This is a genomic window from Allobosea lathyri (assembly GCF_900108245.1).
Classification (GTDB): domain Bacteria; phylum Pseudomonadota; class Alphaproteobacteria; order Rhizobiales; family Beijerinckiaceae; genus Allobosea; species Allobosea lathyri.
Genome location: NZ_FNUY01000003.1, coordinates 526095 through 549444, shown reverse-complemented (window position 1 = coordinate 549444; position 23350 = coordinate 526095). Strand labels below are relative to the sequence as shown.

Here is a 23350-nt window from a genome sequence, read left to right as displayed (position 1 = left end):
TCAGGCCTTGGCCGCGGCGACTTCACGCACCACGATGGTGATGTTCGCGAACGGCTTCAGGATGCGGGCGCCACGACCGCGGGCGCGGGCATGGAAGCGCTTCATGACGAGCGCCTTGCCGACGAAGGCCTGCGCTACGATGAGATCGTCGACGTCGAGATCATGATTGTTCTCGGCATTGGCGATCGCGCTCTGCAGGCACTTGCGCACGTCGAGCGAGATCCGCTTGCGCGAGAACTCGAGATCGGCGAGCGCGGTCGCGACCTTCTTGCCGCGAATGAGCTGGGCGAGAAGGTTCAGCTTTTGCGGGCTGACGCGAAGATTGCGAGCGATCGCAATGGCTTCGTTGTCAGGCAGCGCACGGGGGGCGGATGGCTTTCCCATGGCTTACTTCCTCTTCGCCTTCTTGTCGGCAGCGTGGCCGTGGAAGGTGCGCGTCGGCGAAAACTCGCCGAACTTGTGGCCCACCATTTCCTCGGACACGGACACCGGCACATGCTTGTGGCCGTTATAGACGCCGAACGTCAGACCGACGAACTGCGGAAGGATCGTGGAGCGGCGGCTCCAGATCTTGATGACTTCCGACCGAGCCGCCGAACGGGCGACCTCGGCCTTTTTCAGAAGGTATCCGTCGACAAACGGACCTTTCCAAAGCGAACGCGCCATGACGGACCTCAGTTCTTCTTCTTGCGGGCGTGACGGCTCGACACGATGAACGTATCGGTCCGCTTGTTCGAGCGGGTCTTCTTACCCTTGGTCGGCTTGCCCCAGGGGGTAACCGGGTGACGACCGCCGGAGGTGCGGCCTTCGCCGCCGCCATGGGGATGGTCGACAGGGTTCATCGAGACACCGCGGTTATGCGGCCGACGACCGAGCCAGCGCGAACGCCCTGCCTTGCCGTCATTCCTGTTCATGTGGTCGGGGTTGGAAACCGCGCCCACAGTCGCATAGCACAAGCCGCTGATCAGACGCTGTTCGCCGGAATTCAGGCGGACAATGACGTAACCCTGGTCGCGACCGACGATCTGGGCGTAGTTGCCGGCCGAACGAGCCAGCTGTCCACCCTTGCCGATCTTCAGCTCGATATTGTGGACGATCGTGCCGATCGGCAGCGAGCCCATGGGGGCAGCGTTGCCGGGCTTCACGTCGACCGACGGACCCGAGATCACGCTGTCGCCGACGGCGAGGCGCTGCGGGGCCAGGATATAGGCCTGCTCGCCATCGCTGTACTTGATCAGCGCGATGAAGGCGGTGCGGTTGGGATCATACTCGATCCGCTCCACGACTGCCGGCATGCCGTCCTTGCCGCGACGCTTGAAGTCGATCAGGCGCAGCGTGCGCTTGTGACCACCGCCGCGGAAGCGGACGGTGATGCGGCCGAGGTTGTTGCGGCCGCCGGAGGACGACTTGCCCTCCGTCAGCACCTTGAGAGGCTTGCCCTTGTAGAGCTCGCTGCGGTCGACGATGACGAGCTGGCGAAGGCTCGGCGTGACCGGCTTGAAATGCTTCAAAGCCATTGTGACGATCCTTCCTTCACAGGCCCGTGGTCACGTCGATGGAATGACCATCTTCGAGCGTCACGATTGCCTTCTTGACGTCCGAGCGCTGGCCGAGACGGCCGCGGAAGACTTTCATCTTCCCTTCGGTGACGAGCGTGTTGACGCTCTTCACCTTGACGTCGAACAGCTTCTCGATCGCTGCCTTGATCTGCGGCTTCGTCGCAGTCTTGGCGACCTGGAAGACGACCTTGTTATGCTCGGAGAGCATCGTCGCCTTCTCTGTGATCACCGGGCTACGAATCACGTCGTAGTGCCGGGGATCCGTATTCTTCGCGGCCTGGCTCATTTGAAGCGCGCCTCCAGCGCATCGACAGCCGCGCGGGTCAGGACAAGCTTGTCGCGACGCAGGATGTCATAAACGTTGATGCCCTGGATCGGCAGGACGTCGACATTCGGGATCGAACGCGCGGCCAGGCCGAAGTTCACATCGATCTCGGCTCCGCCGATCACCAGCGCGCTGGACAGGTCCAGCTTGCCGAAGTGACCCAGCAGGATCTTGGTCTTCGGCTCGGACAGCTTGGCGTCATCGATGATGATGATGCCGGAATCCTTGGCCTTGGCCGAGAGCGCATGACGCAGGGCCAGGGCGCGGACCTTCTTGGGCAGATCGTGAGCGTGGTCACGCACGATCGGACCGAAGGCCTTGCCGCCGCCGCGGAACTGCGGAGCGGAAGCCGCACCGTGGCGAGCGCCGCCGGTACCCTTCTGCTTGTAGATCTTCTTCCGGGTGCGGTCGACTTCCGACCGGCCCTTGGACTTGTGCGTGCCGGCGCGGCGCTTGGCGAGCTGGTAGCGCACCATGCGGGCGAGGATGTCGGCGCGCGGCTCGAGGCCGAAGATCGCGTCGGAGAGCTCGACCGAACCGGCCGAACCACCTTCGAGAGTGGTGATATCAAGCTTCATCACGCGTTCTCCTCAACCGTATCAGCCGCAGGAGCCTGCGTTTCGCCGCCCGACACCTTGAACTTGCCCGGAAGGGGCGCATCCTTGGGGAGCGCGCGCTTGATCGCGTCACGAATATGGATCCAGCCGCCGGCGTGACCGGGAACTGCACCTTCGACCAGGATCAGGCCGCGCTCGGCGTCCGTCTGGACGACGCGCAGGTTCTGGGTGGTCACGCGCTCGGCGCCGAGATGGCCGGGCATCTTCTTGTTCTTGAAGGTCTTGCCAGGGTCCTGACGACCACCGGTCGAACCGATCGAGCGATGCGAGACCGAAACGCCGTGCGTGGCGCGAAGACCACCGAAGTTCCAGCGCTTCATGCCGCCGGCGAAGCCCTTGCCGATCGTCGTGCCGCTGACATCGACGAACTGGCCGACGACGAAATGATCCGCCGTCAGCTCTGCGCCGACCGGGATCAGCGCGTCATCGCTGACGCGGAATTCGACGACTTTACGCTTGGGCTCGACCTTGGCGACGGCGAAATGGCCGCGCTCAGCCTTCGAGACATTCTTGACCTTGGCCAAGCCTGTTCCGAGCTGCACGGCGACATAGCCGTTCTTCTCGATCGTGCGATGCGCGACGACCTGGCAGTTGTCGAGCTTCAGCACGGTGACCGGGATATGTTCGCCGGCATCGGTGAAGATGCGGGTCATCCCGACTTTCTGTGCAATCACACCGGAACGCATCGGTGCATACCTTCCCTTGGGGTCTTACTCATCCTGCCGAAACGCAGGAGGCAGAGGACCCGGCTAAATTATGATCCGAACAGGGTCCGACGAAGCGAGTATCCGTTCGTCGTCGGGACCATGGTCAACTTAAAGCTTGATTTCGACGTCGACGCCGGCGGCGAGATCGAGCTTCATGAGAGCGTCGACCGTCTGCGGGGTCGGGTCGACGATATCGAGAACCCGCTTGTGGGTCCGCATTTCAAACTGCTCGCGCGACTTCTTGTCGATATGCGGCGAGCGGTTGACCGTGAACTTCTCGATGAGCGTGGGCAGCGGGATCGGTCCGCGGACCTGAGCGCCCGTCCGCTTCGCGGTCGACACGATCTCGCGCGTCGAAGCGTCGAGAATGCGATGGTCGAACGCCTTGAGGCGGATCCGAATGTTCTGACCGTTCATGGTCTTGTTTTCTCCGTGACGTGAAAAGGCAAAGGCCCGGCAGGGCCTTCGCCCTCACGAAAACGCGTTACGCGATGATGCTAGCGACGACGCCTGCACCGACGGTGCGGCCGCCTTCGCGGATGGCGAAGCGCAGCTTCTCTTCCATCGCGATCGGCACGATCAGGTGGACTTCCATGGCGATGTTGTCGCCAGGCATCACCATCTCGGTGCCCTCGGGCAGGTGCACGACGCCGGTCACGTCCGTCGTGCGGAAGTAGAACTGCGGACGATAATTGGTGAAGAACGGGGTGTGGCGACCGCCCTCCTCCTTCGTCAGGATGTAGGCCTCGGCCTTGAACTTGGTGTGCGGCTTCACCGAACCCGGCTTGCACAGGATCTGCCCGCGCTCGACGTCTTCACGCTTCGTGCCGCGCAGCAGCGCGCCGATGTTGTCGCCGGCCTGGCCCTGGTCGAGCAGCTTGCGGAACATCTCGACGCCGGTCACCGTCGTCTTGACCGTGTCCTTCAGGCCGACGATCTCGATTTCCTCGCCGACCTTGACGATGCCGCGCTCGACGCGACCGGTCACCACCGTGCCACGGCCCGAGATCGAGAACACGTCTTCCACCGGCATCAGGAACGGCAGGTCGAGCGGACGCGCCGGCTGCGGGATGTACTCGTCGACCGTCTTCATCAGCGCCAGCACCGCGTCATGGCCGATGGTCTTGTCGCCGTTGTCCAGCGCAACCTTCGCCGAACCCTTGGTGATCGGGATGTCGTCGCCGGGGAAATCGTACTTCGACAGAAGCTCGCGGATCTCCATCTCGACCAGCTCGAGCAGCTCGGCGTCGTCGACGAGATCGACCTTGTTCATGAACACCACCAGCGCGGGAACGCCGACCTGGCGCGCCAGCAGGATGTGCTCGCGGGTCTGCGGCATCGGGCCGTCGGCGGCCGACACGACCAGGATCGCGCCGTCCATCTGGGCGGCGCCCGTGATCATGTTCTTCACATAATCGGCGTGGCCGGGGCAGTCGACGTGCGCGTAGTGGCGCGCTGCCGTCTCGTACTCGACATGGGCCGTCGAGATCGTGATGCCGCGGGCTTTCTCTTCCGGCGCCTTGTCGATCTGGTCATACGCCGTGAACGTCGCGCCGCCAGATTCCGCCAGAATCTTCGTGATCGCTGCCGTCAAGCTCGTCTTGCCATGGTCGACGTGACCAATCGTACCAATGTTGCAATGCGGCTTCGTGCGCGCGAATTTCTCTTTGGCCATGACACCTTTGTCCTCGAAGACGGCCGCTGGGGCCCGGAAAACGCGGTCGCATTAGGGGGTTTCAGAGCGCGATGCAAGCCATGGCTGTCAGGCCGGGCCTTGTAGCCGCCTTCCTTTCCATCCCGGCGGCGATCCCGCGGCGCTCAGGGCATGATCTCGAGGCCGCGTTGCGTCATCCGGAAGACGAGCCTGCTGACCGGAAATCCGTTGTCCGGCGCCCTGGAGATCCTCCGCAGCGCCGAGACGGCCTGCGGATCGTCGGCATCCGCGAATGCGAGTACATCGCGCGCCGGCATCGTGAGCGCAACGCTTCGCGGCAGGTCGGGAACATTTTCCCAGGGGTTGGGCAGGAGCAGGAGCGAGGCGTTGTAGTCGGTCTGCGCGAAACCGAGGGCTCGGACCTCTCCAAAATCATAGATCTGCAGTTTGTCGACGCGCCTCTTCAGATTGTCGAGCGCCGCCTTGAAGATGTCGCGATCGCTCATTCCGTAAGCGCCGCCTTCGCCCACGGTCAGGAAACGCGAGATCTTCGCCAAATCGAGCACCGGGGTCACGATGATGTCGCCGGCGAGCGGAAGATAGAGCAGCTTGGCATCGGGCGCGCCGCGCTTGCGCGCCATCGCGGCGAACTGCTCGACATAGGCCTTGTTCTTCAGCACTGGCAGCAGCGCCCGCTGGAATCGCGCGACTTCGGCTTCCGTTTTCGGCGCACCGGTTCCCGCCACCGCCTGCGCGACGGTTTTCGTCAGCTTGTCATAGGCTACCTGCCGTTGGGCGGCGTCGGGCAAGGCGTTGAACTGGCGGCTCAACGGCTCAAGGCCCATCCTGATATTATGGCCAGCGGCGAAATAGACGACATCGCCCGCCTCGATCCGCAACTGGCTGACGCCAGGCCGGCCTTGCAGAAGGCCGAAAAGCAGTTCGCCCATCTCAGCTTCGGTCAGCGGGCGCGCGTCGTTGAGCCGATCGCGCGTCAGGGAAGCGGAGGCGGCACTCTGCGGGAAAGCCAGCAGGAGGCCGCAGCACAGAAAAAACAGACGCAGCATCGACGCAACCCCACACGCCATAACCTATGGTCAGCGTCTACAGCTCCTCCGCAACACAACCATGACGTGCGTCTCCCGATCGCGATTGAAGGACGCGCCGGGACTCTAGACCGCTCCGAAAACCCTTCGATAGCGCGCGACCACGTCGGCCGCCCCGGAGACCTTGTCGGGATTATCTGAGAGTTTCACCGCCGGCTGGCCATTGGCTTTCGACACCTTGCAGACCAGCGACATCGGATCGAGCGCGCGCGAGCCGTCTGGCAGGCAGCCGATGAGGTCGTTGGTCAGGTCCGTGCCCCAGCCGAAGGCCATGCGAACCTTGCCGTCGAAGTGATGATAGACCCGCTCGATCGCGTCGACATCGAGCCCGTCCGAGAAGACGAGCAGCTTCTCGCGGGGATCGCGCCCCTTGGAGCGCCACCAGGCCATGATCTCCTCGCCGGCCTGGATCGGCGGCGCGCTGTCGGGCCGGAAGCCGGTCCAGTCCGCGACCCAGTCGGGCGCATGACGCAGGAAGCTCGTCGTCCCGAACGCATCGGGCAAGGCGATCAGGAGATTGCCGCCATAGACCTGTCGCCATTCGTCAAGCACGCGATAGGGCGAGCGCAGAAGTTCCTCGTCGCTCTCGGCCAGAGCGGCCAGCACCATCGGCAGTTCATGTGCGTTGGTTCCGATGGCTTCGAGATCATTGTCCATCGCCAACAGCACGTTGGAGGTGCCGGTGAAGGCTGGTCCCAGCCCTTCCTTCAGCGCCTCGACGCACCAGCGCTGCCAGAGATGGCCATGGCGGCGGCGCGTGCCGAAATCCGACAGGCGCAGGCCGGGCAGCTTCTGCAACCGCTCGACCTTGTCCCACATCTTGGCCTTGGCGCGGGCATAGAGCACGTCGAGCGAGAAGCGCTTCTGCCCGACCATGACGCGGCGCGCGCGCAATTCGTTGATGATGGCGAGCGCCGGCACCTCCCACATCGTGGTGTGGGTCCAGGGCCCCTCGAAATGCAGCTCGTACTGCCCGTCGACCCGGCGCAGATCATATTCGGGCAAGCGGAACTCGGCGAGCCAGGCGATGAAATCCGGCGAGAACATCTGGGTGCGGCCATAGAAGCTGTTGCCGGCAAGCCAGATCAGCTCCTTCTTCGAGAAGCGGACATTGCGGGCATGATCGAGCTGCGCGCGCAGTTCCTCCTCATCGACGATATCGCCCAGGCGGATATGCTTCGAGCGGTTGATCAGCGAGAAGGTGACCTGAACCTCCGGATGGAAGGCGCGGATCATCTGCAGCATCAGCAGCTTGTAGAAATCCGTGTCGAGCAGGCTGCGGATGATGGGGTCAAGCCGCCAGCCATGATTATAGGTCCGCGTCGCGATATCGGTGACGGTCATGGCGGCATTCGGTCCGGGGTTGGCGCAAAGGCTGGTCGTGGCGGGACGCCCCGCGGCGGCACGCGAGTTGGGACGCCGCCCATGAGAACAGCGCCTTGGCCGCGACGCAAGCGCCGGCCACGCCATGGCGGCGAGGGCGACATCGATGCCCGCCCTCGCCGCCGCGCCCGGAAGACGCGAATTGACAGCCCGCGGGGAGTCGGCGAGGAGCAGGCGCGCCGTTCGCCTTTGCGATATCCACCCGGTTCGCGCTTGGATATGAAGTGGCAAGCGAAGCGTCGATCTGGCCTGCACTTTAGCGCGGTCACCGATCGGAGACCGCGAGGATCGAAGGCAGAATGGCTCCCGAGACGACATCATCCGAGGCCAAGGGCCACGACGCCGGCGCAGACGCGGACGCAGCCTTCGATCTCGCCGTGATCGGCGGGGGTATCAATGGTTGCGGCATTGCCCGCGATGCGGCGGGACGGGGCGCCTCCGTCGTGCTGTTCGAGAAGGACGACCTCGCCAGCGCCACCTCCTCGGCCTCGACCAAGCTGGTCCATGGCGGGCTGCGCTATCTCGAGCATTACAAGTTCAGGCTCGTGCGCGAAGCGCTGATGGAGCGCGAGCGGCTATGGGCGATAGCGCCTCACATCATCTGGCCGCTGCGCTTCGTGCTGCCGCATCACGCGGGCCTGCGACCGGCCTGGCTGCTGCGGCTCGGCCTTTTCCTTTACGACCATATCGGCGGCCGCAAGCTGCTGCCGGCGACACGGACGCTCGATCTGGCCCGTGATGCAGCCGGCCGTCCACTCAGGGACGACCGCGCACGCGCGTTCGAATACTCCGATTGCTGGGTCGAGGATTCCCGTCTCGTCGTCCTCAATGCGATGGACGCGGCGGCGCGCGGGGCCGCCATCAAGACGCGTACCAAGGTGGTTTCCGCCGATCGCGAGGACGGTCTGTGGCGGATCACCGCCGAATGCGATGGGGAGCGCTCTGTCGTCTTTGCAAAAACCCTGGTGAATGCCGCCGGCCCCTGGGTCGGCGAGGTCCTGGGCGGCGTCGTGCGCTCGAACACCAAGGCCGCCGTCCGCATGGTCCAGGGCAGCCATATCGTCGTGCCCAGGCTCTATGAGCACGACCGCTGCTACATCTTCCAGAATGCCGATGGCCGCATCATCTTCGCCATTCCCTATGAGCGCGATTTCACGCTGATAGGCACCACGGATCGCGACTATCGCGGCGACCCTGCCGCCGCAAAGGCGACGCCGGAGGAGATCGATTATCTCTGCGCCGCCGCGAGCGAATATTTCCGCGAACCGGTTACGCCGGCTTCCGTCGTCTGGACCTATTCCGGCGTGCGCCCGCTCTATGATGACGGCGCCTCCAAGGCACAGGAAGCGACGCGCGACTATGTGCTGACGCTCGATGCGCCCAGCGGCGAAGCGCCCCTGCTCTCGGTCTTTGGCGGCAAGATCACCACCTATCGCCGGCTTGCGGAGGCGGCGATCGCCCGCCTCGCCCCCCACCGGGCCTGGGCCGCGCGGGCCGAATGGACCGTGACGGGCGCCCTGCCCGGCGGCGATTTCGCCGTCACAGGCTTCGACGCGCTCGTTGATGAGATCGCCGCGCGCCATCCCTGGCTGGCGCGCAAGATGGTGACCCGCCTTGTGCGGGCATACGGCACCAGGGCGCGCGAGATTCTGGCCGGCGCGACCGATGTCGACGATCTCGGCCGTCATTTCGGTGCGGATCTCTACGAGCGAGAAGTCCGCTATCTCATGCAGGCCGAATGGGCACGCCGCGCTGCCGACGTGCTCTGGCGTCGCAGCAAGCTCGGCCTGAGACTGGCGTCATCCGAACAGGAAGCGCTCGACCAGTTCATGCTGGCGCAAGCCGCGCCGGCAGCGGCGGCATGATTCAAACCGGGAGCGCGCCAGCCTGAAGCGTGCTGATCTTACTCCGAGGCACACCGTCGTCGCGGACTGGTCAAGGGTGTGAGGCGGGCGATGTAGTCGCTCTTCGTGCTCGCTCAGCCGCCAATCCTGAACGAATAGGTCGCCCCGATTCCGACGCTGAACTGATCGCGTTGGCCCAGTACCCGCACGATCGGGGAATCGGCTGCGTCTCCAAGCAGGCGCTCGTATTTGCCGAAGACGGTCGTCGTCCAGGTCGGCGACCATTGATATTCCAGCGCCGCACCGACGCCTGCAGCCCTCACGCCGCCCTTCGCCCTGAAGGGCGTCAGCCAGTTGCTCGCCAGCGCCTCTCCTGCCGAGACGCTGAAATACTTGCCCATGAAGGACGAATTTCCAAGCGAGAGACGCGGGCCGCCCGAAAGCGTGAAGCGGCCGAATTTCTCGACCCAGTCAGCCGACAGATCGGCGACGATGCCGTGGTGGCCATGGAAGCCCTGCCGGACTTCGATACGCGTGCGCAGACGGTCTTCGATCGGCCAGAACTCGACGAAGGCGCCGGCCTCGATGGTCCACGGCACGTCCCTGAGGCCGTACAGCTTGAAGTCGGTCCCGCTATAGCGGCCGGCACGCAAACTGGCGACCGGGCCGAAGCTGAAGACATTGGTCTCGAAGAGCGCATAGTCGAGCCCGTCATCGGGCGCGCTGAACCCCTCCGGCTCGTTGGCGCGACGCCAGCTGAGCGAGGGCATGGCAGACAACCCAGCCTTGCTGGCGCCATCGTATTTCGGGCCGATCTCGGCGGATCCGCCCAGCGTCACGATCCAACCCGATGCCGGCTCCGGAGACAGGACTGGGTTCGCGGGATCGGCAGCGCGGACACTACCGCAGCCGATAAGGCTTGCGACGAGCGCCATGGTCAATTTCGAACGCAGCAAAGCGGCGATTCCTTCTCATATCCATGGCGGTCGCGCGCGCTACCGCATGGCACGTTATGCAGTGGGAACCAATGCCGCAGCGCCAACTCCTCAGCTCGAAGCGTGGCATGTGACTTTGATGCCATGCTTCTTGATGCGGCGCCAAAGGCTGCGTTCCGCAATGCCGAGCGGCTAAGCAGCCTGAACCTGCTTGCCGTCCGACCACCGCAGCGCCGCCATGATGAAGCGCCGCTCAAGCCGGACAATTAGCTGGACCTCCCGCCGACCGAAGCTCGCTCGGCACGTGTCGGTCACGATCCCGCGCAATTCGTCGCGGCCCGTGACAGGATTGCGCCAGATCTGGCTTGCGCAAGACCCGCCTCCTCTGTCCGCTCCGGCCTGGAAAAGGACGGCGAAGGCCGCCCAGGCGATCGCCGCGGCGAGGAGCGCGCCCCATCCAAGAACCCGCCAGGAAGGCGCCCTCATTCCGATTGTCCGGAAATGGACGACTGAAGCGGGGGGCAAAGCTGCGGCTCCAGGCGCCGATAGGCTTCGGGGTAGTCCCCCAGATGGAGATCGTCGATCAGAGCGCCCGGCCGGGCGATGCCGAAATCCTCGGCCCGAAGGGGCGCGAACGGATCGGCGAAGACACAGCTGGGAGTTTCCCGGCAGATCCGCTCCAGCTCCCCCGAGAGGTCGGCGAGCCCCTTCAGGTCGAACTTCGCGGCGACCTGGGCCGCCACGGGCGGAATGGCTGTGACGACGAGCCTGTCGGTCGTTTCCGCCAGCGCCCGGATGATCTCCCGATCATAGGATGCCAGCCGCGCCAGGTTGTCGGGCCTGGAGGGCTTGTTCTTCAGCAGGAGGTCGTTGGCGCCGATCGTCAGCACGATGGCGGCGGGCCGCTCCCGGAACACCAGGCCCCGCATAGCCGTCGCATAGACACGGCCGCCGGCGCCGTCGCTCCCGCCGCTCACGGTCGTTCGTCCGCAGAGCGAGGATTGCCCGATCGCATGGGCGTGGGAATCTCCCGCCGTGAGGATGAAGCCGGCGGGCGCCGATGCCAGCGCGGCATTGATCTCCGGGATGCGCTCCCTGGCGTGGTCGCCGGCGTTGGGCGCGCCGAACAGGAGATGGCCCATGCTGGTTCTGGCGGCCTCGCCGACTGCCATAAGGGAAAACGACGCCACGATCAGAATAAGGATAAATAAGATCGCCCAGCGTTTATGACTTACTCTAAGCTGAAGAAAGTCGCGTCCACGGCGGATGCTTGCAACATTATTTCCGACAAGGCTGCATGTTCCATCAGGCACTGATTCATCACCTTTCAGCCCTCGCTGGTGCAAGCTGGAAAGGTCATTCCATGTTGCCGAGAAACGAATTTTTTCTCCTCTACATGATATATTACGTTACGTCATATGCCATAATGTCGCAGCAAAGATGAGTCAGGAGGGCCGCTTGATGCGCCGCGAAGTTGGAATGTCCCCTCCGGGCCTGGGCAGTCGCAAATATCTGAACGGCGCCGGGCCGCAACGCGTCAACGAGGCCGCCGAGCGGAGGCCCGGGACGTCAAGCTCTTCTACATGCTGCTCGCCTGGACGGGCGCCCGGATATCGGAGGCGTGTTGCCACGCGTCGAGCGATCCGTGGCCGAACGCGCATGCCCACCCTAAGGTGCAGCGCGACTCAGTTCTGTCGTAGGAAGATTGAATCGCCATTTTCGAAGCGACCGAAACCGGCTTTAGCGAGAGCGTATAAGCGGTTTCTCTAGCGACCGAAAAGCGTTGGAGCGGGTGGAGGGAATCGAACCCTCGTATTCAGCTTGGAAGGCTGCTGCTCTACCATTGAGCTACACCCGCGACAGGCGCCAAATTCCCCATCAGGGGGTTGGAAGTCAAGCGGAGATGCTTCGCAAAACCCGGCAACCGAAATCTGCTTGTCGAATATCGCTAAACGTCTTGCTTGTGCCCTGTCCGATCAAGGCGAGGGCTGGTGGGGGAAGCAGGACTCGAACCTGCGAAGGCATAGCCAGCGGATTTACAGTCCGCCCCCTTTGCCGCTCGGGACATTCCCCCGCCCAGTCGCAGCCTGCGGCGTAAAGCCGGGGCTCGCGGGCCTGTTTCACTTTCGTGACGGGCAACAGGCGCGGCCGGACTTATGGTGACCGGGCTTCGGCGTGTCAACGGCAAAAAACCGATCTTTCACATTCGCCGCACAGGATCAGGTGCCGACGCGCCGCGACATGCCGCCGCGCTTCATCCCCGCCGCAGCCGCTCCGACATGAAGGCGACGCGCCCGGCAACGCTGGTTCGCGGCAGCTCGACCAGTTCGTAACCATAGCCGGCATAGACCATGACCATGGCCTCGCAGGTCCGCTGCGCCTCGGCGAAATCCTGGCGCCGCTCGGCATCGCCCTCGTAGATCTCGGGCCAGGGCGGCGCGATGAAAACCTCGCGCCTGTAGCGGAATTGCCGGGCCGCACGGTCGACATGACCGGGGATCGCAAGGCTGCAAAGCCGCAGATAGCCCGCGATATCGGGGATGCCGCGATCGAAGATCACCATCTCCGGTTCAGCCGGTGCCTCCCGATAGGAGCGCATATCCGCTCCCAGCATCAATTCCGCAAAAAGCGCCCGGTCGGCCCAGGGCAGCCCCTGCCCGTCGACCGCGCGCTGGTCGCGGATGATGGCGCGTCCCGCCTCCGGGCTCGATCGAAAGCCCTGCGCCGCCAGCGCCTCGATCAATGTCGTTTTGCCCGATCCGGGACCGCCGGTGACGACGACAAAGCGATCGGTCGTCTCAGTCATGTCTTCTCCCGTCATTCCGATTGCCTGAGGCTGACCGTCGCGGCTTCGCACTGGTCAAGACGGCCGCGCCATGGCACGGCAATCCTTCGTTCCTGCTGGAGGCCCCGATGCCCGCGCCGTTCCGTTCCAAATCTGCCGGCTCCAGACCTCCTGGCCGCTTTCGCCGTGAGGATGGCCCGCCGCCGCATCGCCCCGGCGACATCGACGAAGCCGTGCTCTATGGCGTCCACCCCGTGATCGAGGCCTTGCGCAACCCCAAGCGCCGCCACCGCCGCCTGCTTGCCACGGAGAACGCGCTGAAGCGCCTTCAGGAGGAGATCGGGGAGCTGCCGCTCCAGGCCGAGCTCGTCCGCCCCTCGGAAATCGACCGGTTGCTCACGCCTGATTCGGTGCATCAGGGGCTCTATCTCGTTTGCGATCCCCTGCCCTCGCCCGATCTCGACAGCCTGCCTGACGATGCGATCGTGCTCGCGCTCGACCAGATCACCGATCCGCATAATGTCGGAGCGATCCTGCGCTCGGCTGCCGCCTTCGCTGCCGCAGCCGTGATCGTCACCATCCGCCATTCCCCGGCGGCGACCGGCGTGCTGGCAAAATCGGCCTCGGGCGCGCTCGAGCATGTCCCGCTGATCGCGGTGCGCAATCTCGGCGATGCGCTCGCGGAACTCGGCAAGCGCGGCTTCCTGCGCATCGGCTTCGATTCGGATGGCGAGGTCGCCTTCGACGATGTCGCCCTGCGCCGGCCGCTGGTCATGGTCATGGGCGCCGAGGGCAAGGGCCTGCGCCAGCGCAGCCGCGAACTCTGCGACCATGTCGCGCGGCTGGAAGTGCCGGGCACGATCACCAGTCTCAACGTCTCGAATGCGACGGCGATCGCGCTCTACGCGGCAAGCCGCCGCCGCTGAGCAATCCGCCCAGCCGAAGCCTGCCTTTGCCGGAGGCGCCTAGCGCCCCGGCACGGTCAGCAGCAGCGCTCCGGTCTCGGCATGCGCGAAACGGCTGCGCCTGCCGCTACGCGGCTCGGGATCGTTGATTCTGATGATCCGCGTCACAGGCCGGTCGCGAGGCCCCTCGAGCCTGTAGATCGTCGGCTCCGGCGTCGGCGACCGCATGATGCCCATCCTTGCAGGCAGGTACTCGAAGGAATTGCGGTCCACGACCTTCGGCGGCTCCTGCTCCTCCCGCACGATCACCGTCCGGTTGTCGTCGCCGAAGGGATAGAACGGGCCGTAGCCGATCCCGCCGGCGAACCCCAGATCGCGACGAACGCCGTGGCGAAAATTGCGATGCCCGACGGCACGCGGAATGAGCCCATGCCGCCCGCCCATCGCGGCACGCATCTGATTCGGTGGTGCAAAGGAGCGCCCCGGCCCCCTAGGCGCGGCGTTGGCCTCAGCCGCCGACAGGAAACCTGCCAGCACCAGCCCGCAGGATATCGTCACGGTGCGCAGCAACATCGGCGCGCCTCCTCATCCGCATCTCGTCAGGCCTCCGCGACTCACTATAGCGCCGCCACAGATCATGGGAAGCCATCTCGAAAACATGGGTTGGCAGGCAGGTCCGGCATGGCCTCCGGCGCACCCGCCGCCACACGCGAGAGAACTCGGCATTCGCCCATAGTCGTAAGACCAACGGTGCAAGACCAAGTGCCTGATTGCATAGGCATCGTAGCGCGCGCAAAGCTTTGTGCAAGGCTGGATTACTGGGCGTTGCTTCTATCCCGTTCTCCGGCATCGCGGGCATCGGTCATCAGAATACGAGCCACGCAAAACGGGTAGCCCGGACGTTCCGGCTGCCGGGCATCTAGCAGGGGAGATTTAAGCCATGAGCATGGCAGCGCAGACATCGGGAACAGCGGCAGCGCCGCGCCCGATGACCAAGGAAGAAAGAAAGGTCATCATCGCCTCGTCGGCCGGCACGGTCTTCGAGTGGTATGACTTTTATCTGGCGGGCTCGCTTGCCGCCAACATCGCCCAGACCTTCGTTCCCGGCACCAACGACACGGCGAAGTTCATCTTCGTTCTGTTCGGCTTCGCCGCGGGCTTCGCGGTGCGCCCCTTCGGCGCGCTGTTCTTCGGTCGCCTCGGCGATCTGATCGGCCGCAAATACACCTTCCTCGTCACGATGACGGTCATGGGCCTCGCGACCTTCGTCGTCGGCCTGCTGCCGAGCTACGAGAGCATCGGCTACCTCGCGCCGGCCGCCTTCATCATCTGCCGCCTGCTCCAGGGCCTGGCGCTCGGCGGCGAATATGGTGGTGCTGCAACCTATGTGGCCGAACACTCGCCGCAGGGTCGCCGCGGCTTCTACACCTCCTGGATCCAGACGACCGCCACAGTCGGCCTGTTCCTGTCGCTGGTGGTCATTCTCACCCTGCGTCTGAGCATGAGCCCCGAGGCGTTCGCCGCCTATGGCTGGCGCATTCCGTTCCTGCTCTCGATCCTGCTTCTGGCGGTTTCGATCTGGATCCGCCTGCAGCTCGCCGAATCGCCGGCCTTCACCAAGATGAAGGAAGAAGGCACCGGCTCGAAGGCCCCCCTCAAGGAGGCTTTCGGCACCTGGGCCAACGCCAAGATCGGCCTCATCGCCCTGTTCGGCGGCACCGCCGGCCAGGCTGTCGTCTGGTACACCGGACAGTTCTACGCCCTGTTCTTCATGACCCAGACCCTGAAGATCGACGGAACGACCGCCAACCTGCTGATCGCGTTCTCGCTGCTGCTGGGCACGCCGTTCTTCATCTTCTTCGGCTGGCTGTCCGACAAGATCGGCCGCAAGCCGATCCTTCTCGCCGGCTGCCTTATCGCGGCGCTGACCTACTTCCCGCTGTTCACGATGCTGGCCAAGACCGCCAATCCGAAGCTCATCACCGCAACGGAAACGGTCAAGCTGGTGCTGACATCCGATCCGGCCGAATGCGGTACGCTGTTCGACCCCGTCGGCGTGCGCACCTTCACCAAGCCCTGCGACGTGGTTCGCCGCACGCTGGCGACGAACTCGATCCACTACGATCTGGTCGCCGGTCCTGCTGGCGCTCCGCTCTCGGCCTCGATCAACGGCGCGGCGGCTCCGGCTGGCGCTGCTGAACTGGTCGCTGCCGCCCAGACGGCCGGTTATCCGAAGGCTGGCGATCCGACCATCCTGAAGACCCCGTCGATCGGCGAGATGTTCTCCAGTGCCCGCGCCATGCAGGCCGCCGGCATCCTGTTCGTCCTCGTGCTCTTCGTCACCATGGTCTACGGCCCGATCGCGGCCCTGCTGGTCGAACTCTTCCCGACCCGCATCCGCTACTCCGGCATGTCGCTGCCCTACCATATCGGCAACGGCTGGTTCGGCGGCTTCCTGCCCCCGACGGCCTTCGCCATCGTGGCTGCCAGCGGCAATATCTTCTCCGGTCTCTGGTATCCGATCATCGTCGCGCTCGGCACCTTCGTGATCGGCCTGCTGCTGCTGCCCGAGACCAAGGATCGCGACATCTTCAAGTCGTAACCTTCACCACACACCCATCGACGAGCCCCGCCTTTTTAAGGCGGGGCTTTTCTTTTTGACGGGTGAGCGTCGATCTTGCTCTCGTCGCGATCGGCTGGTAACCGCTAGGGCGTGAGGCCGAGAGCGCGATCCGCTTTTCGGCGTCACGCTCTAACTTGGCCCAATACGGAACGGCGCCAAATTTGCTCGGCAGTAGAACAGCGATTTTGTAATTGGGGGAGCTTGAGGCTAGAAGGCGAATCGGGTCTCGCGCTTAAGCTGCGCCTGAACCAAACCAATACCGAGTAGCACCGTAATCGGTGTTCAAAGGCCGGCGTAGCACAGCGGTAGTGCAGCGGTTTTGTAAACCGAAGGTCGGGAGTTCGATCCTCTCCGCCGGCACCACATCGCCAAGAATGGTATGCCCTTTGCATTTTTGCCGCAGCCATATCGCGAACGGAATAGGCAGCCGTCGTGCCAGGTGAAGCGAGCATGGACAGACCCGAGCATCTTCTAGCCCTTGCCGAGCGTTGCGAAACCTCCAGCAAGCCGGACCGGATGCTTGACGCCGATATCTACGAGGCCCTGGGCTTCACCGTCAGGCGCAAGCCCAAGCATCTCGTCAGCCGCCGCGCCCCGGCGGGCGGCATCTACCAGCAGGGCGCGCTGTGGAAGGCGCTCGGCACGGTCAGCGCCGATATCGATGTCGCAGTCTCCCTGCTGAAGCAGAAAGCGCCCGGCTGGAGCTGGAGCCTGCAATGCATGGTCGGGGAAGACAGCCCCGCCTTTCAGGCCCTCGTCGCCGAATGCTCGGGCAATGGCGTGGTCGGCTCGCTGGCCTTGTGCGCGGCCATGCTGCGCGCCTTCGCCACCAGCGAGCCTGTAGCCAATGGCGCGCGGGCACTGCTCCGCTCCAAATAAAACGAATCGGGTTTTGGCCGAGATTCTGTTCCCGGTGATCCGCGTTTTCCCGGATCAGTTCACGGAAAGTTGACCTTCCGGCAGCCGCGCCCGGTTGAACGCCGCGCGCCTGCCGCTAGGGTCTCGCCCAGGCTCCGCCGAGCCAAGGGAGAGGGAAAAGATGCAGAACTTCGAACCGTCGCGCCGCGCCGTCATGGCGGGCGCAGGCGCTCTCGCTACCGCCGTAACACTGGACCTGCCGGGGTTCTCTCCGGCCTATGCGCAAGGAGCTTCCGTGAATCAGGCCCCGGGATTCTATCGCTACAAGGTCGGCGACATCACGCTGACTGCCATCAATGACGGTTTCGCCAAGCGTCCGCTCGAAGGCTTCGTCAAGAATGCCGAACTCGCCGACGTCAAGAAGGCCATGGATGGCGCCTTCCTGCCCGCCGATGCGCTGAACATCACCTTCACCACGCTGGCCATTCAGCATGGCGGCAAGCTGACCCTGATCGACACGGGCAATGGCGATTCCGGCGCCCCGACATCGGGCAGCTGGATGAATAATTTCAAGGCGGCCGGCTTCGACCCCAAGGACGTCTCGACGGTCGTCTTCAGCCATTTCCATGGCGACCATATCAACGGCTTCCGCACCAAGGACGGTAATGCCGTCTTCGCCAATGCCGAGGTCATGGTGCCGGCACCGGAATGGGCCTTCTGGATGGACGACGCCAAGATGGGCGCGGCTCCCGAGGCCATGAAGGGCGCCTTCGCCGGCGTTCGCCGCGTCTTTGCGCCGATTGCCAAGGATGTGAAGCAGTTCGAGGCCGGCAAGGAGATCCTGCCCGGCATCACCGCCATCGCGGCGCCCGGCCATACCCCCGGTCACACGGTCTTTGCCCTGAGCTCGGGCAACGGCAAGATGATGATCATGTCCGACACCACCAACCATCCGGCGCTCTTCGTGCGCAATCCCGATTGGTCGGCCGTTTTCGACATGGACGGCCCGCAGGCCGTCACGACGCGACGCAAGCTGCTCGACATGGTCTCGGCCGACAAGATGCAGGTCGCCTTCTACCACGCCCCCTTCCCGGCCACCGGCCATATCGCCAAGGACGGCAAGGGCTTCGAGATGGTGCCCGTGCAGTGGAGCCCGGCGATCTGAAGTCGCGGGTGCAAACGCATCGCCGGAGAGGCCGGGGAGAAACCCCGGCCTTTTTTTAACGTCGCCGCGTCTCGCGACATCCCTGCCCACCGTGCTAAGGCACGCACTTGGCCAGCGTGGCCAGCCTGCCTCAGGAACCGTGATGACCGAGCGCTTCGGTGCCATCTCCTTTGTCGCCAGTGAGACGGCCGAGGCGCAAGCCGCGCTGGAGCGCCTCGTCGAGCGCTATGGCAATGCCGACCCGGCCTCCGCCGACGTCATCGTCGCTCTCGGCGGCGACGGGTTGATGTTGCAGACGCTGCATCGCTTCCTCGGCACCGGCAAACCGATCTACGGCATGAACCGTGGCTCAGTCGGCTTCCTGATGAACGAATTCCGCGAACGCGGCCTGAGCAAGCGCCTGGAAGCCGCGCAGCGCAGCGTCGTCCATCCGCTCTCGATGCATGCGGTCGACGAGAGCGGGCAGGAAGTCCACGCCCGGGCGATCAACGAGGTCTCGCTGCTGCGCCGGTCCTATCAGGCCGCGAAACTGCGCGTCTCGGTCGACGGTCAGGTCCGGCTGGCCGAGCTCGTGGCCGACGGCGTGTTACTGGCGACGCCCGCCGGCTCGACCGCCTATAACCTGTCCGCCAACGGCCCGATCCTGCCGCTCGATGCTCCACTGCTGGCGCTGACGCCGATCTCGGCCTTCCGCCCCCGGCGCTGGCGCGGCGCGTTGCTGCCCGATCACGCGCAAGTCACGATAGAAGTGCTGGAAGCGGACAAGCGCCCCGTCAGCGCGGTCGCCGACCATACCCAGATCGACAATGTCGTCTCGGTCGCGATCGCGATCGACCGCGATGTCGATCTCGTCATGCTGCACGACCCCGGCCACAGTCTCGACGAGCGAATCCTGCGCGAGCAGTTCGGCTATTGACGTGACGGCTCAGGCGGCCTGACGGAGGTCGCCGATCTCGAGCTCGACAAGCAGCGCCGGATCGGCCTCGACGAGGAAGGCGAGCGCCGCATCGTCGGCCAGCGAATCCGCCATCGCGCGCGCTTCTTCCCGGGCAGCTTCCGAATCCATCCGCCGCAGCAGCCCCATCAGTGCGCCGGCCTCCGAATCGTCCAGCGCCTCGCAGGCGATCAGAACCTCGCGCAGCAGTGCCCGGTCGACACCGCGCCCACCGCCGGCATCGAAGCCGCGCAGGTTCAAGGCCGCGATGGCGGCCGTGAACGCAGGCTGCAAGGACAGCGGCAGCCCGGCCTTGCGATAGAGCGCCTTCAGCCCGGTGCCGCGCCTGTCGCGCAGCAGCGCCGCGACGCGAGCCGCCGGTAGATCAGAGAGCGAAACGAAGGCAGCCTCCGCCAGGGCCGGCTCGCCGCTGAGCAGCGAGCGCAGCATCAGGCCCGGCGTCAGCCGTCCATTGCAGCGGAGGACCTCGACGATCGCCGGGGCGTCGCTATCCTCGCCGCCAGCCGCCAGGGCGACTGCAACGCGCTCGGTCGATTCGCGCACCAGCCGCGCGCTGCGCTCGGGCGTGAGCCAGCCGCAATCGGTGACGAAGCTCGCGAGCGCATCTGACATCTTCGCGGCGATGGTCTGCCTGAGTCCGGCTGGCAGGTCGGCACGGGCCAGCAGCGCTTCGCGCAGGGCTCCGCAATCCCCGGCACGCTCGACCATGCGCTCCATCGAGAAATCCGGAATCTCTGCCGTGCGATTGCCGGCAAGCGTAACCAGCGCCTCGTCGACGCCGACCTCAGCCAGCGCGGCCGAAACACTTGTGGGCAGATGCGGGCGCATCGCGATGGCACGCTGGGCGAGCTTGTCGCCGATGGCAGCGGCATCGACGAGATCGGCCTCACGGAGCACGGGCGAATGCGCCAGTACGAGCGCGGCGACATCGCTCTGATCGGCGATGAGGCTCAGAATAAGGTTGCGCGGCGCGCGCGGCGAAGACGCCATTTCCTCGGCGATGGCCCGGCGCACCAGCGGCGAAGGGTCGTCGATCAGCGCGATCAGCGCGGTCTCGGCCTCGGCCCGGTCCTCGTCGGACATGCCAGAGCGCAGATAGGCTCCAGCAAGCGCGGCCGAGCCGGAAGCCCGTGCCTCGGCATTGGCCGTGCGCGCCCAGAGCAGGAAGCGACGAACGATCATGTTCCGCTCCGCTGGGTCATGAAGGCGGAGAGATCGAGCGGCGTACGCCGGGCTTTGACCGCAGGTCGCGCCGGGGCGCTCGCCGGCTGGGTCAGCTCGACGGGCCGGGACGGCGGCAGGGGAGCGCTTGTCAGCTTCGCTGCCGGGGTCGCAACAGCGGCCTCGGAAGCGCGGGCGGGCGCGGCTGGCGAAGCGTCGTTTTGCGTCTGGCGCGGGAAATAGCGATCAGCGGGATCCAGCGAGGCCAGCCTCGTGCCGTCCGTGCGCGGCGTCGTCCAGAGATTGGCCACCGCTTTCGAGACGGGCTCGCGCGAACCGCCGGTCGAGAACAGGCCTATCAGCCCGCGTGCACGGCCAGGCGCCAGCGCCGCAGCGATTTCGGCGGGCTGGTCGGCACCCTGCCCCGTTGCGCCGGTTGCTTGCGCCGTCGCTGCAGCCTGCGCCGTGGTTGCCGCGAGCTGCGTATTGGCGTGGCTGGCGGACAGGACGCCATAGACCTCCTGCGCGCTGCGCGCCTTGCCGGTTTTGTCGAAGAAGATGCCGCGATTGGCGGCGGCCGCATCGGGAAAATCCTTGGCGGCGACCCGCGTCGGATCGGAGCTGGCCGTGCGGATCAGATCGGACGCGCCGCGCGCGCCCAGAACATGCGCCATATAAAGCTCGCCAGCATGCGGCTGACGGCCGAGCGTCGAGGCAAGCTGGTCGCGGTTCTTCTGGGTCAGCGCACCTGCCATCAACGCGGCGACCTGCGGATCATTGCGCAGCTGCAGTATCTTCTCGCGAGCTGCGGGGTCGGCAACGGTCAGCCGGCCGTCGTTGCCTTCGCTGATCGCGTTGGAATAGCTGGAGAGCCCCTGCTTTGGCCCCTCCTGCTTCACCATCGAGAACCAGGTCTGTTCGATGAACTGGAAGAGGCCGGTCGCGCTCGAGGTCTTCGCCTTGGCGTCGGGCTCCAGCGCCGATTCCCGCTGCGCCGTCTTCAACAGATAGTCGAACCCTGCCCCGGTCTTCTCGGCGCCTTCGCGAATGGCGCTGACGACCGGATTGGCGGGCTGGGTTTCGCGTGTCTGAGGGGTGGTGAAGAGGAACATCGGGACTCTCATGCGCGAGCCTGCCGCATGTCGCGGGAGCGCCGGTGAAGAGTGCCTCGATTATGGTAAGCGAACCGTTAAAGCGCGGCGCGGACCGCTCCGCACGACCGTCCCGCAAACCATAGCGACGGAGCACGACCAGCGCTGGCCCACCGGATGCTTTCCGCTTCCATCGCAGACGCGCGCGCTCTAGAAATTGCGGCGCCGGCTTACCGGACCATGACTGCGGAGAATGACGATGGCAGATGTGAAGCGGCACAAGCGCGGTGGAATCTATTTCGAGGATTTCCACGTCGGCGCCGTCATCGAGCACGGCCTGACCCGGACCGTGACCCAGATGGACAACATGTTGTTCTCCAACATGACGCTCAACCCGCAACCCCTTCATATCGATGCGCATTTCTGCGCGACCGAGACCGAATGGGGCAAGCCGCTGATGAACTCGCTCTTCACGCTCGGCCTGATGATCGGCATCTCCGTCAACGACACGACGGTCGGAACCACCATCGGCAATCTCGGCATGACCGACGTCACTTTCCCGGCGCCGCTATTCGAGGGCGATACGATCAACTGCACGACGGAGATCGTCGCCAAGCGCGAGTCGCGATCGAGGCCTGACGCTGGCATCGTCGAGTTCCACCACAAGGCCTACAAGCAGGACGGCACGCTGGTGGCGCAATGCCGGCGTCAGGCCTTCATGCGCAAGCATCCCGCTCCTGCCACAGTCGCGGTCTGACCGGCATGCGCTCGCTCCTGTTCGTACCCGGTGACAGCCCCAAGAAGCAGCAAAAGGGCCTGGAGAGCGGCGCCGACGCGCTCATCCTCGATCTCGAGGATTCGGTCGCGCTCGACGCCAAGCCGCAGGCCCGCGAAATCACGCTCGCTTTCCTCAAGACCGTGCTTGCCATGCCCAGGCGTCCGCGCCTGATCGTGCGCGTCAACGCCCTCTCGACCGGATTGACCGAGGCCGATCTCGACGCGGTCATGCAAGGCGCTCCCGACGCGATCATGCTGCCGAAATCGGAGGGCGGCATCGATGTCAGCCATCTCGCCGCCAAGATCGCCGTCCGCGAGGCCGAGAGCGACCTCCCCGACGGCGCGACCCGGATCATCCCGATCGCGACAGAAACAGGCAAAGGCATTTTCGGGCTCGGCAGCTATGCCGGCGCGACGCACCGGCTGGCCGCACTGACCTGGGGCGCTGAAGATCTCTCGGCCGATCTCGGCGCCGAGACCAACCGCCTGACAGACGGCTCCTATGCCGATCCCTACAGGCTGGCCCGGGCGCTGACGCTGTTTGCCGCGTCCTCCGCGCAGGTCGATGCGATCGACACCGTCTTCACCAATTTTCGCGACGCCGACGGCTTCCGCGCCGAGTGCATCGCGGCCCGCCGCGACGGCTTCACCGGCAAGATGGCGATCCACCCTGCTCAGGTCGCTCCCATCAACGAGGTCTTCGCCCCCTCGCCGGAGGCTGTCGCCAAGGCGGATGCGATCATCGCGCTGTTTGCGGATAATCCCGGCGTCGGCGTGATCGGGCTCGATGGCGAGATGCTGGATCGCCCTCACCTCGTCAGGGCGCAGCGGCTCAAGGCCCGCGCTGACAAATTGGCTGAATGATCGGCGGCGCCACTCGCATAAGCTTGAATGTAAGGC

Annotated in this window: 25 protein-coding genes and 3 tRNA genes; 9 read left to right on the top strand and 19 right to left on the bottom strand. The window is 65.0% G+C overall.

From position 1 onward, the window contains the following. From rplV to pncB, 10 genes are all read right to left on the bottom strand, one after another. Nucleotides 1–384, bottom strand: coding sequence for a 50S ribosomal protein L22 (rplV, locus tag C4S73_RS10200; protein ID WP_103872338.1), 384 nt, complete (start codon nucleotides 382–384; stop codon nucleotides 1–3). Nucleotides 385–387: 3 nt separating this feature from the next. Then, nucleotides 388–666: a 30S ribosomal protein S19 gene (gene rpsS / locus C4S73_RS10195; protein WP_069692151.1), complete on the bottom strand. Its 279-nt coding sequence runs from the start codon at nucleotides 664–666 to the stop codon at nucleotides 388–390. A gap of 8 nt (nucleotides 667–674) precedes the next feature. Continuing rightward, nucleotides 675–1517, bottom strand: a complete 843-nt coding sequence (gene rplB, locus C4S73_RS10190; protein WP_103872337.1) for a 50S ribosomal protein L2 — start codon at nucleotides 1515–1517, stop codon at nucleotides 675–677. A gap of 16 nt (nucleotides 1518–1533) precedes the next feature. After that, a complete protein-coding gene (locus C4S73_RS10185; protein WP_066612334.1) occupies nucleotides 1534–1845 on the bottom strand; it encodes a 50S ribosomal protein L23 in 312 nt (103 codons plus the stop codon). After that, on the bottom strand, nucleotides 1842–2462 hold the full coding sequence (gene rplD / locus C4S73_RS10180) for a 50S ribosomal protein L4 (RefSeq protein WP_103872336.1): 621 nt from the start codon (nucleotides 2460–2462) through the stop codon (nucleotides 1842–1844). Before rplD ends, C4S73_RS10185 begins: the two co-directional genes overlap by 4 nt. Further along, nucleotides 2462–3187 (bottom strand): 50S ribosomal protein L3, encoded by a 726-nt coding sequence (rplC, locus tag C4S73_RS10175; RefSeq protein WP_103872335.1) that lies wholly within the window; start codon nucleotides 3185–3187, stop codon nucleotides 2462–2464. Before rplC ends, rplD begins: the two co-directional genes overlap by 1 nt. A 129-nt stretch (nucleotides 3188–3316) precedes the next feature. Next, nucleotides 3317–3625 carry a 30S ribosomal protein S10 gene (gene rpsJ, locus C4S73_RS10170; protein ID WP_043237115.1) on the bottom strand — a complete coding sequence of 103 codons (309 nt, stop codon included), beginning with the start codon at nucleotides 3623–3625 and terminating at the stop codon, nucleotides 3317–3319. 67 nt (nucleotides 3626–3692) lie between these two features. Next, entirely contained in the window at nucleotides 3693–4883 is a 1191-nt protein-coding gene (gene tuf, locus C4S73_RS10165) for an elongation factor Tu (RefSeq protein WP_103872334.1), read from the bottom strand. Nucleotides 4884–5026: 143 nt separating this feature from the next. Further along, nucleotides 5027–5929, bottom strand: coding sequence for a DUF1444 domain-containing protein (locus tag C4S73_RS10160; RefSeq protein WP_103872333.1), 903 nt, complete (start codon nucleotides 5927–5929; stop codon nucleotides 5027–5029). Nucleotides 5930–6034: 105 nt separating this feature from the next. Next, on the bottom strand, nucleotides 6035–7312 hold the full coding sequence (pncB, locus tag C4S73_RS10155) for a nicotinate phosphoribosyltransferase (RefSeq protein WP_103872332.1): 1278 nt from the start codon (nucleotides 7310–7312) through the stop codon (nucleotides 6035–6037). 338 nt (nucleotides 7313–7650) lie between these two features. Between pncB and glpD the strand changes: the two genes are divergently transcribed. After that, the gene (gene glpD / locus C4S73_RS10150; RefSeq protein ID WP_103872331.1) at nucleotides 7651–9216 is read left to right on the top strand and encodes a glycerol-3-phosphate dehydrogenase; all 1566 of its coding nucleotides are present in this window, start codon (nucleotides 7651–7653) and stop codon (nucleotides 9214–9216) included. A gap of 113 nt (nucleotides 9217–9329) precedes the next feature. Here the strand turns inward: glpD and C4S73_RS10145 are convergent, their stop codons facing one another. The 6 genes from C4S73_RS10145 to C4S73_RS10120 all read right to left on the bottom strand — a co-directional run bounded on the left by C4S73_RS10145 (nucleotide 9330) and on the right by C4S73_RS10120 (nucleotide 12936). Then, nucleotides 9330–10151 (bottom strand): MipA/OmpV family protein, encoded by an 822-nt coding sequence (locus C4S73_RS10145; RefSeq protein ID WP_103872330.1) that lies wholly within the window; start codon nucleotides 10149–10151, stop codon nucleotides 9330–9332. A gap of 171 nt (nucleotides 10152–10322) precedes the next feature. Then, entirely contained in the window at nucleotides 10323–10616 is a 294-nt protein-coding gene (locus C4S73_RS28190; RefSeq protein WP_103872329.1) for a hypothetical protein, read from the bottom strand. Beyond that, on the bottom strand, nucleotides 10613–11272 hold the full coding sequence (locus tag C4S73_RS10135) for an SGNH/GDSL hydrolase family protein (RefSeq protein ID WP_146071316.1): 660 nt from the start codon (nucleotides 11270–11272) through the stop codon (nucleotides 10613–10615). Before C4S73_RS10135 ends, C4S73_RS28190 begins: the two co-directional genes overlap by 4 nt. 642 nt (nucleotides 11273–11914) lie before the next feature. After that, nucleotides 11915–11988 (bottom strand) — tRNA-Gly (locus C4S73_RS10130). 131 nt (nucleotides 11989–12119) lie between these two features. After that, nucleotides 12120–12204, bottom strand: a tRNA-Tyr gene (locus C4S73_RS10125). A 180-nt stretch (nucleotides 12205–12384) separates the two neighbouring features. Continuing rightward, nucleotides 12385–12936 carry an AAA family ATPase gene (locus C4S73_RS10120; protein ID WP_103872327.1) on the bottom strand — a complete coding sequence of 184 codons (552 nt, stop codon included), beginning with the start codon at nucleotides 12934–12936 and terminating at the stop codon, nucleotides 12385–12387. Nucleotides 12937–13043: 107 nt separating this feature from the next. Here C4S73_RS10120 and rlmB point away from each other — a divergent pair, with 107 nt between their 5' ends. After that, on the top strand, nucleotides 13044–13841 hold the full coding sequence (gene rlmB, locus C4S73_RS10115; protein ID WP_103872462.1) for a 23S rRNA (guanosine(2251)-2'-O)-methyltransferase RlmB: 798 nt from the start codon (nucleotides 13044–13046) through the stop codon (nucleotides 13839–13841). Between the two features lie 39 nt (nucleotides 13842–13880). Here rlmB and C4S73_RS10110 read toward each other — a convergent pair whose 3' ends face one another. Next, nucleotides 13881–14393 (bottom strand): hypothetical protein, encoded by a 513-nt coding sequence (locus tag C4S73_RS10110; RefSeq protein ID WP_103872326.1) that lies wholly within the window; start codon nucleotides 14391–14393, stop codon nucleotides 13881–13883. Nucleotides 14394–14760: 367 nt separating this feature from the next. Between C4S73_RS10110 and C4S73_RS10105 the strand changes: the two genes are divergently transcribed. The 5 genes from C4S73_RS10105 (at nucleotide 14761) to C4S73_RS10085 (ending at nucleotide 19382) form a co-directional block, all read left to right on the top strand. Continuing rightward, nucleotides 14761–16422, top strand: a complete 1662-nt coding sequence (locus tag C4S73_RS10105) for an MFS transporter (protein WP_200827974.1) — start codon at nucleotides 14761–14763, stop codon at nucleotides 16420–16422. A 309-nt stretch (nucleotides 16423–16731) separates the two neighbouring features. Beyond that, nucleotides 16732–16806 (top strand) — tRNA-Thr (locus C4S73_RS10100). A gap of 87 nt (nucleotides 16807–16893) precedes the next feature. Next, on the top strand, nucleotides 16894–17322 hold the full coding sequence (locus C4S73_RS10095; RefSeq protein WP_146071315.1) for a hypothetical protein: 429 nt from the start codon (nucleotides 16894–16896) through the stop codon (nucleotides 17320–17322). 160 nt (nucleotides 17323–17482) lie between these two features. After that, nucleotides 17483–18466: an MBL fold metallo-hydrolase gene (locus C4S73_RS10090; protein WP_103872324.1), complete on the top strand. Its 984-nt coding sequence runs from the start codon at nucleotides 17483–17485 to the stop codon at nucleotides 18464–18466. A 142-nt stretch (nucleotides 18467–18608) separates the two neighbouring features. Continuing rightward, on the top strand, nucleotides 18609–19382 hold the full coding sequence (locus tag C4S73_RS10085) for an NAD kinase (RefSeq protein ID WP_103872323.1): 774 nt from the start codon (nucleotides 18609–18611) through the stop codon (nucleotides 19380–19382). A gap of 9 nt (nucleotides 19383–19391) precedes the next feature. Here the strand turns inward: C4S73_RS10085 and C4S73_RS10080 are convergent, their stop codons facing one another. Further along, the gene (locus C4S73_RS10080) at nucleotides 19392–20603 is read right to left on the bottom strand and encodes a DUF2336 domain-containing protein (RefSeq protein ID WP_103872322.1); all 1212 of its coding nucleotides are present in this window, start codon (nucleotides 20601–20603) and stop codon (nucleotides 19392–19394) included. Further along, the gene (locus C4S73_RS10075) at nucleotides 20600–21694 is read right to left on the bottom strand and encodes a lytic transglycosylase (protein WP_103872321.1); all 1095 of its coding nucleotides are present in this window, start codon (nucleotides 21692–21694) and stop codon (nucleotides 20600–20602) included. Before C4S73_RS10075 ends, C4S73_RS10080 begins: the two co-directional genes overlap by 4 nt. Nucleotides 21695–21932: 238 nt before the next feature. Between C4S73_RS10075 and C4S73_RS10070 the strand changes: the two genes are divergently transcribed. Then, nucleotides 21933–22430, top strand: a complete 498-nt coding sequence (locus C4S73_RS10070; RefSeq protein ID WP_103872460.1) for a MaoC family dehydratase — start codon at nucleotides 21933–21935, stop codon at nucleotides 22428–22430. 5 nt (nucleotides 22431–22435) lie between these two features. After that, nucleotides 22436–23314: an HpcH/HpaI aldolase/citrate lyase family protein gene (locus C4S73_RS10065; protein WP_103872320.1), complete on the top strand. Its 879-nt coding sequence runs from the start codon at nucleotides 22436–22438 to the stop codon at nucleotides 23312–23314. The last annotated feature ends 36 nt before the right edge of the window (nucleotides 23315–23350 follow it).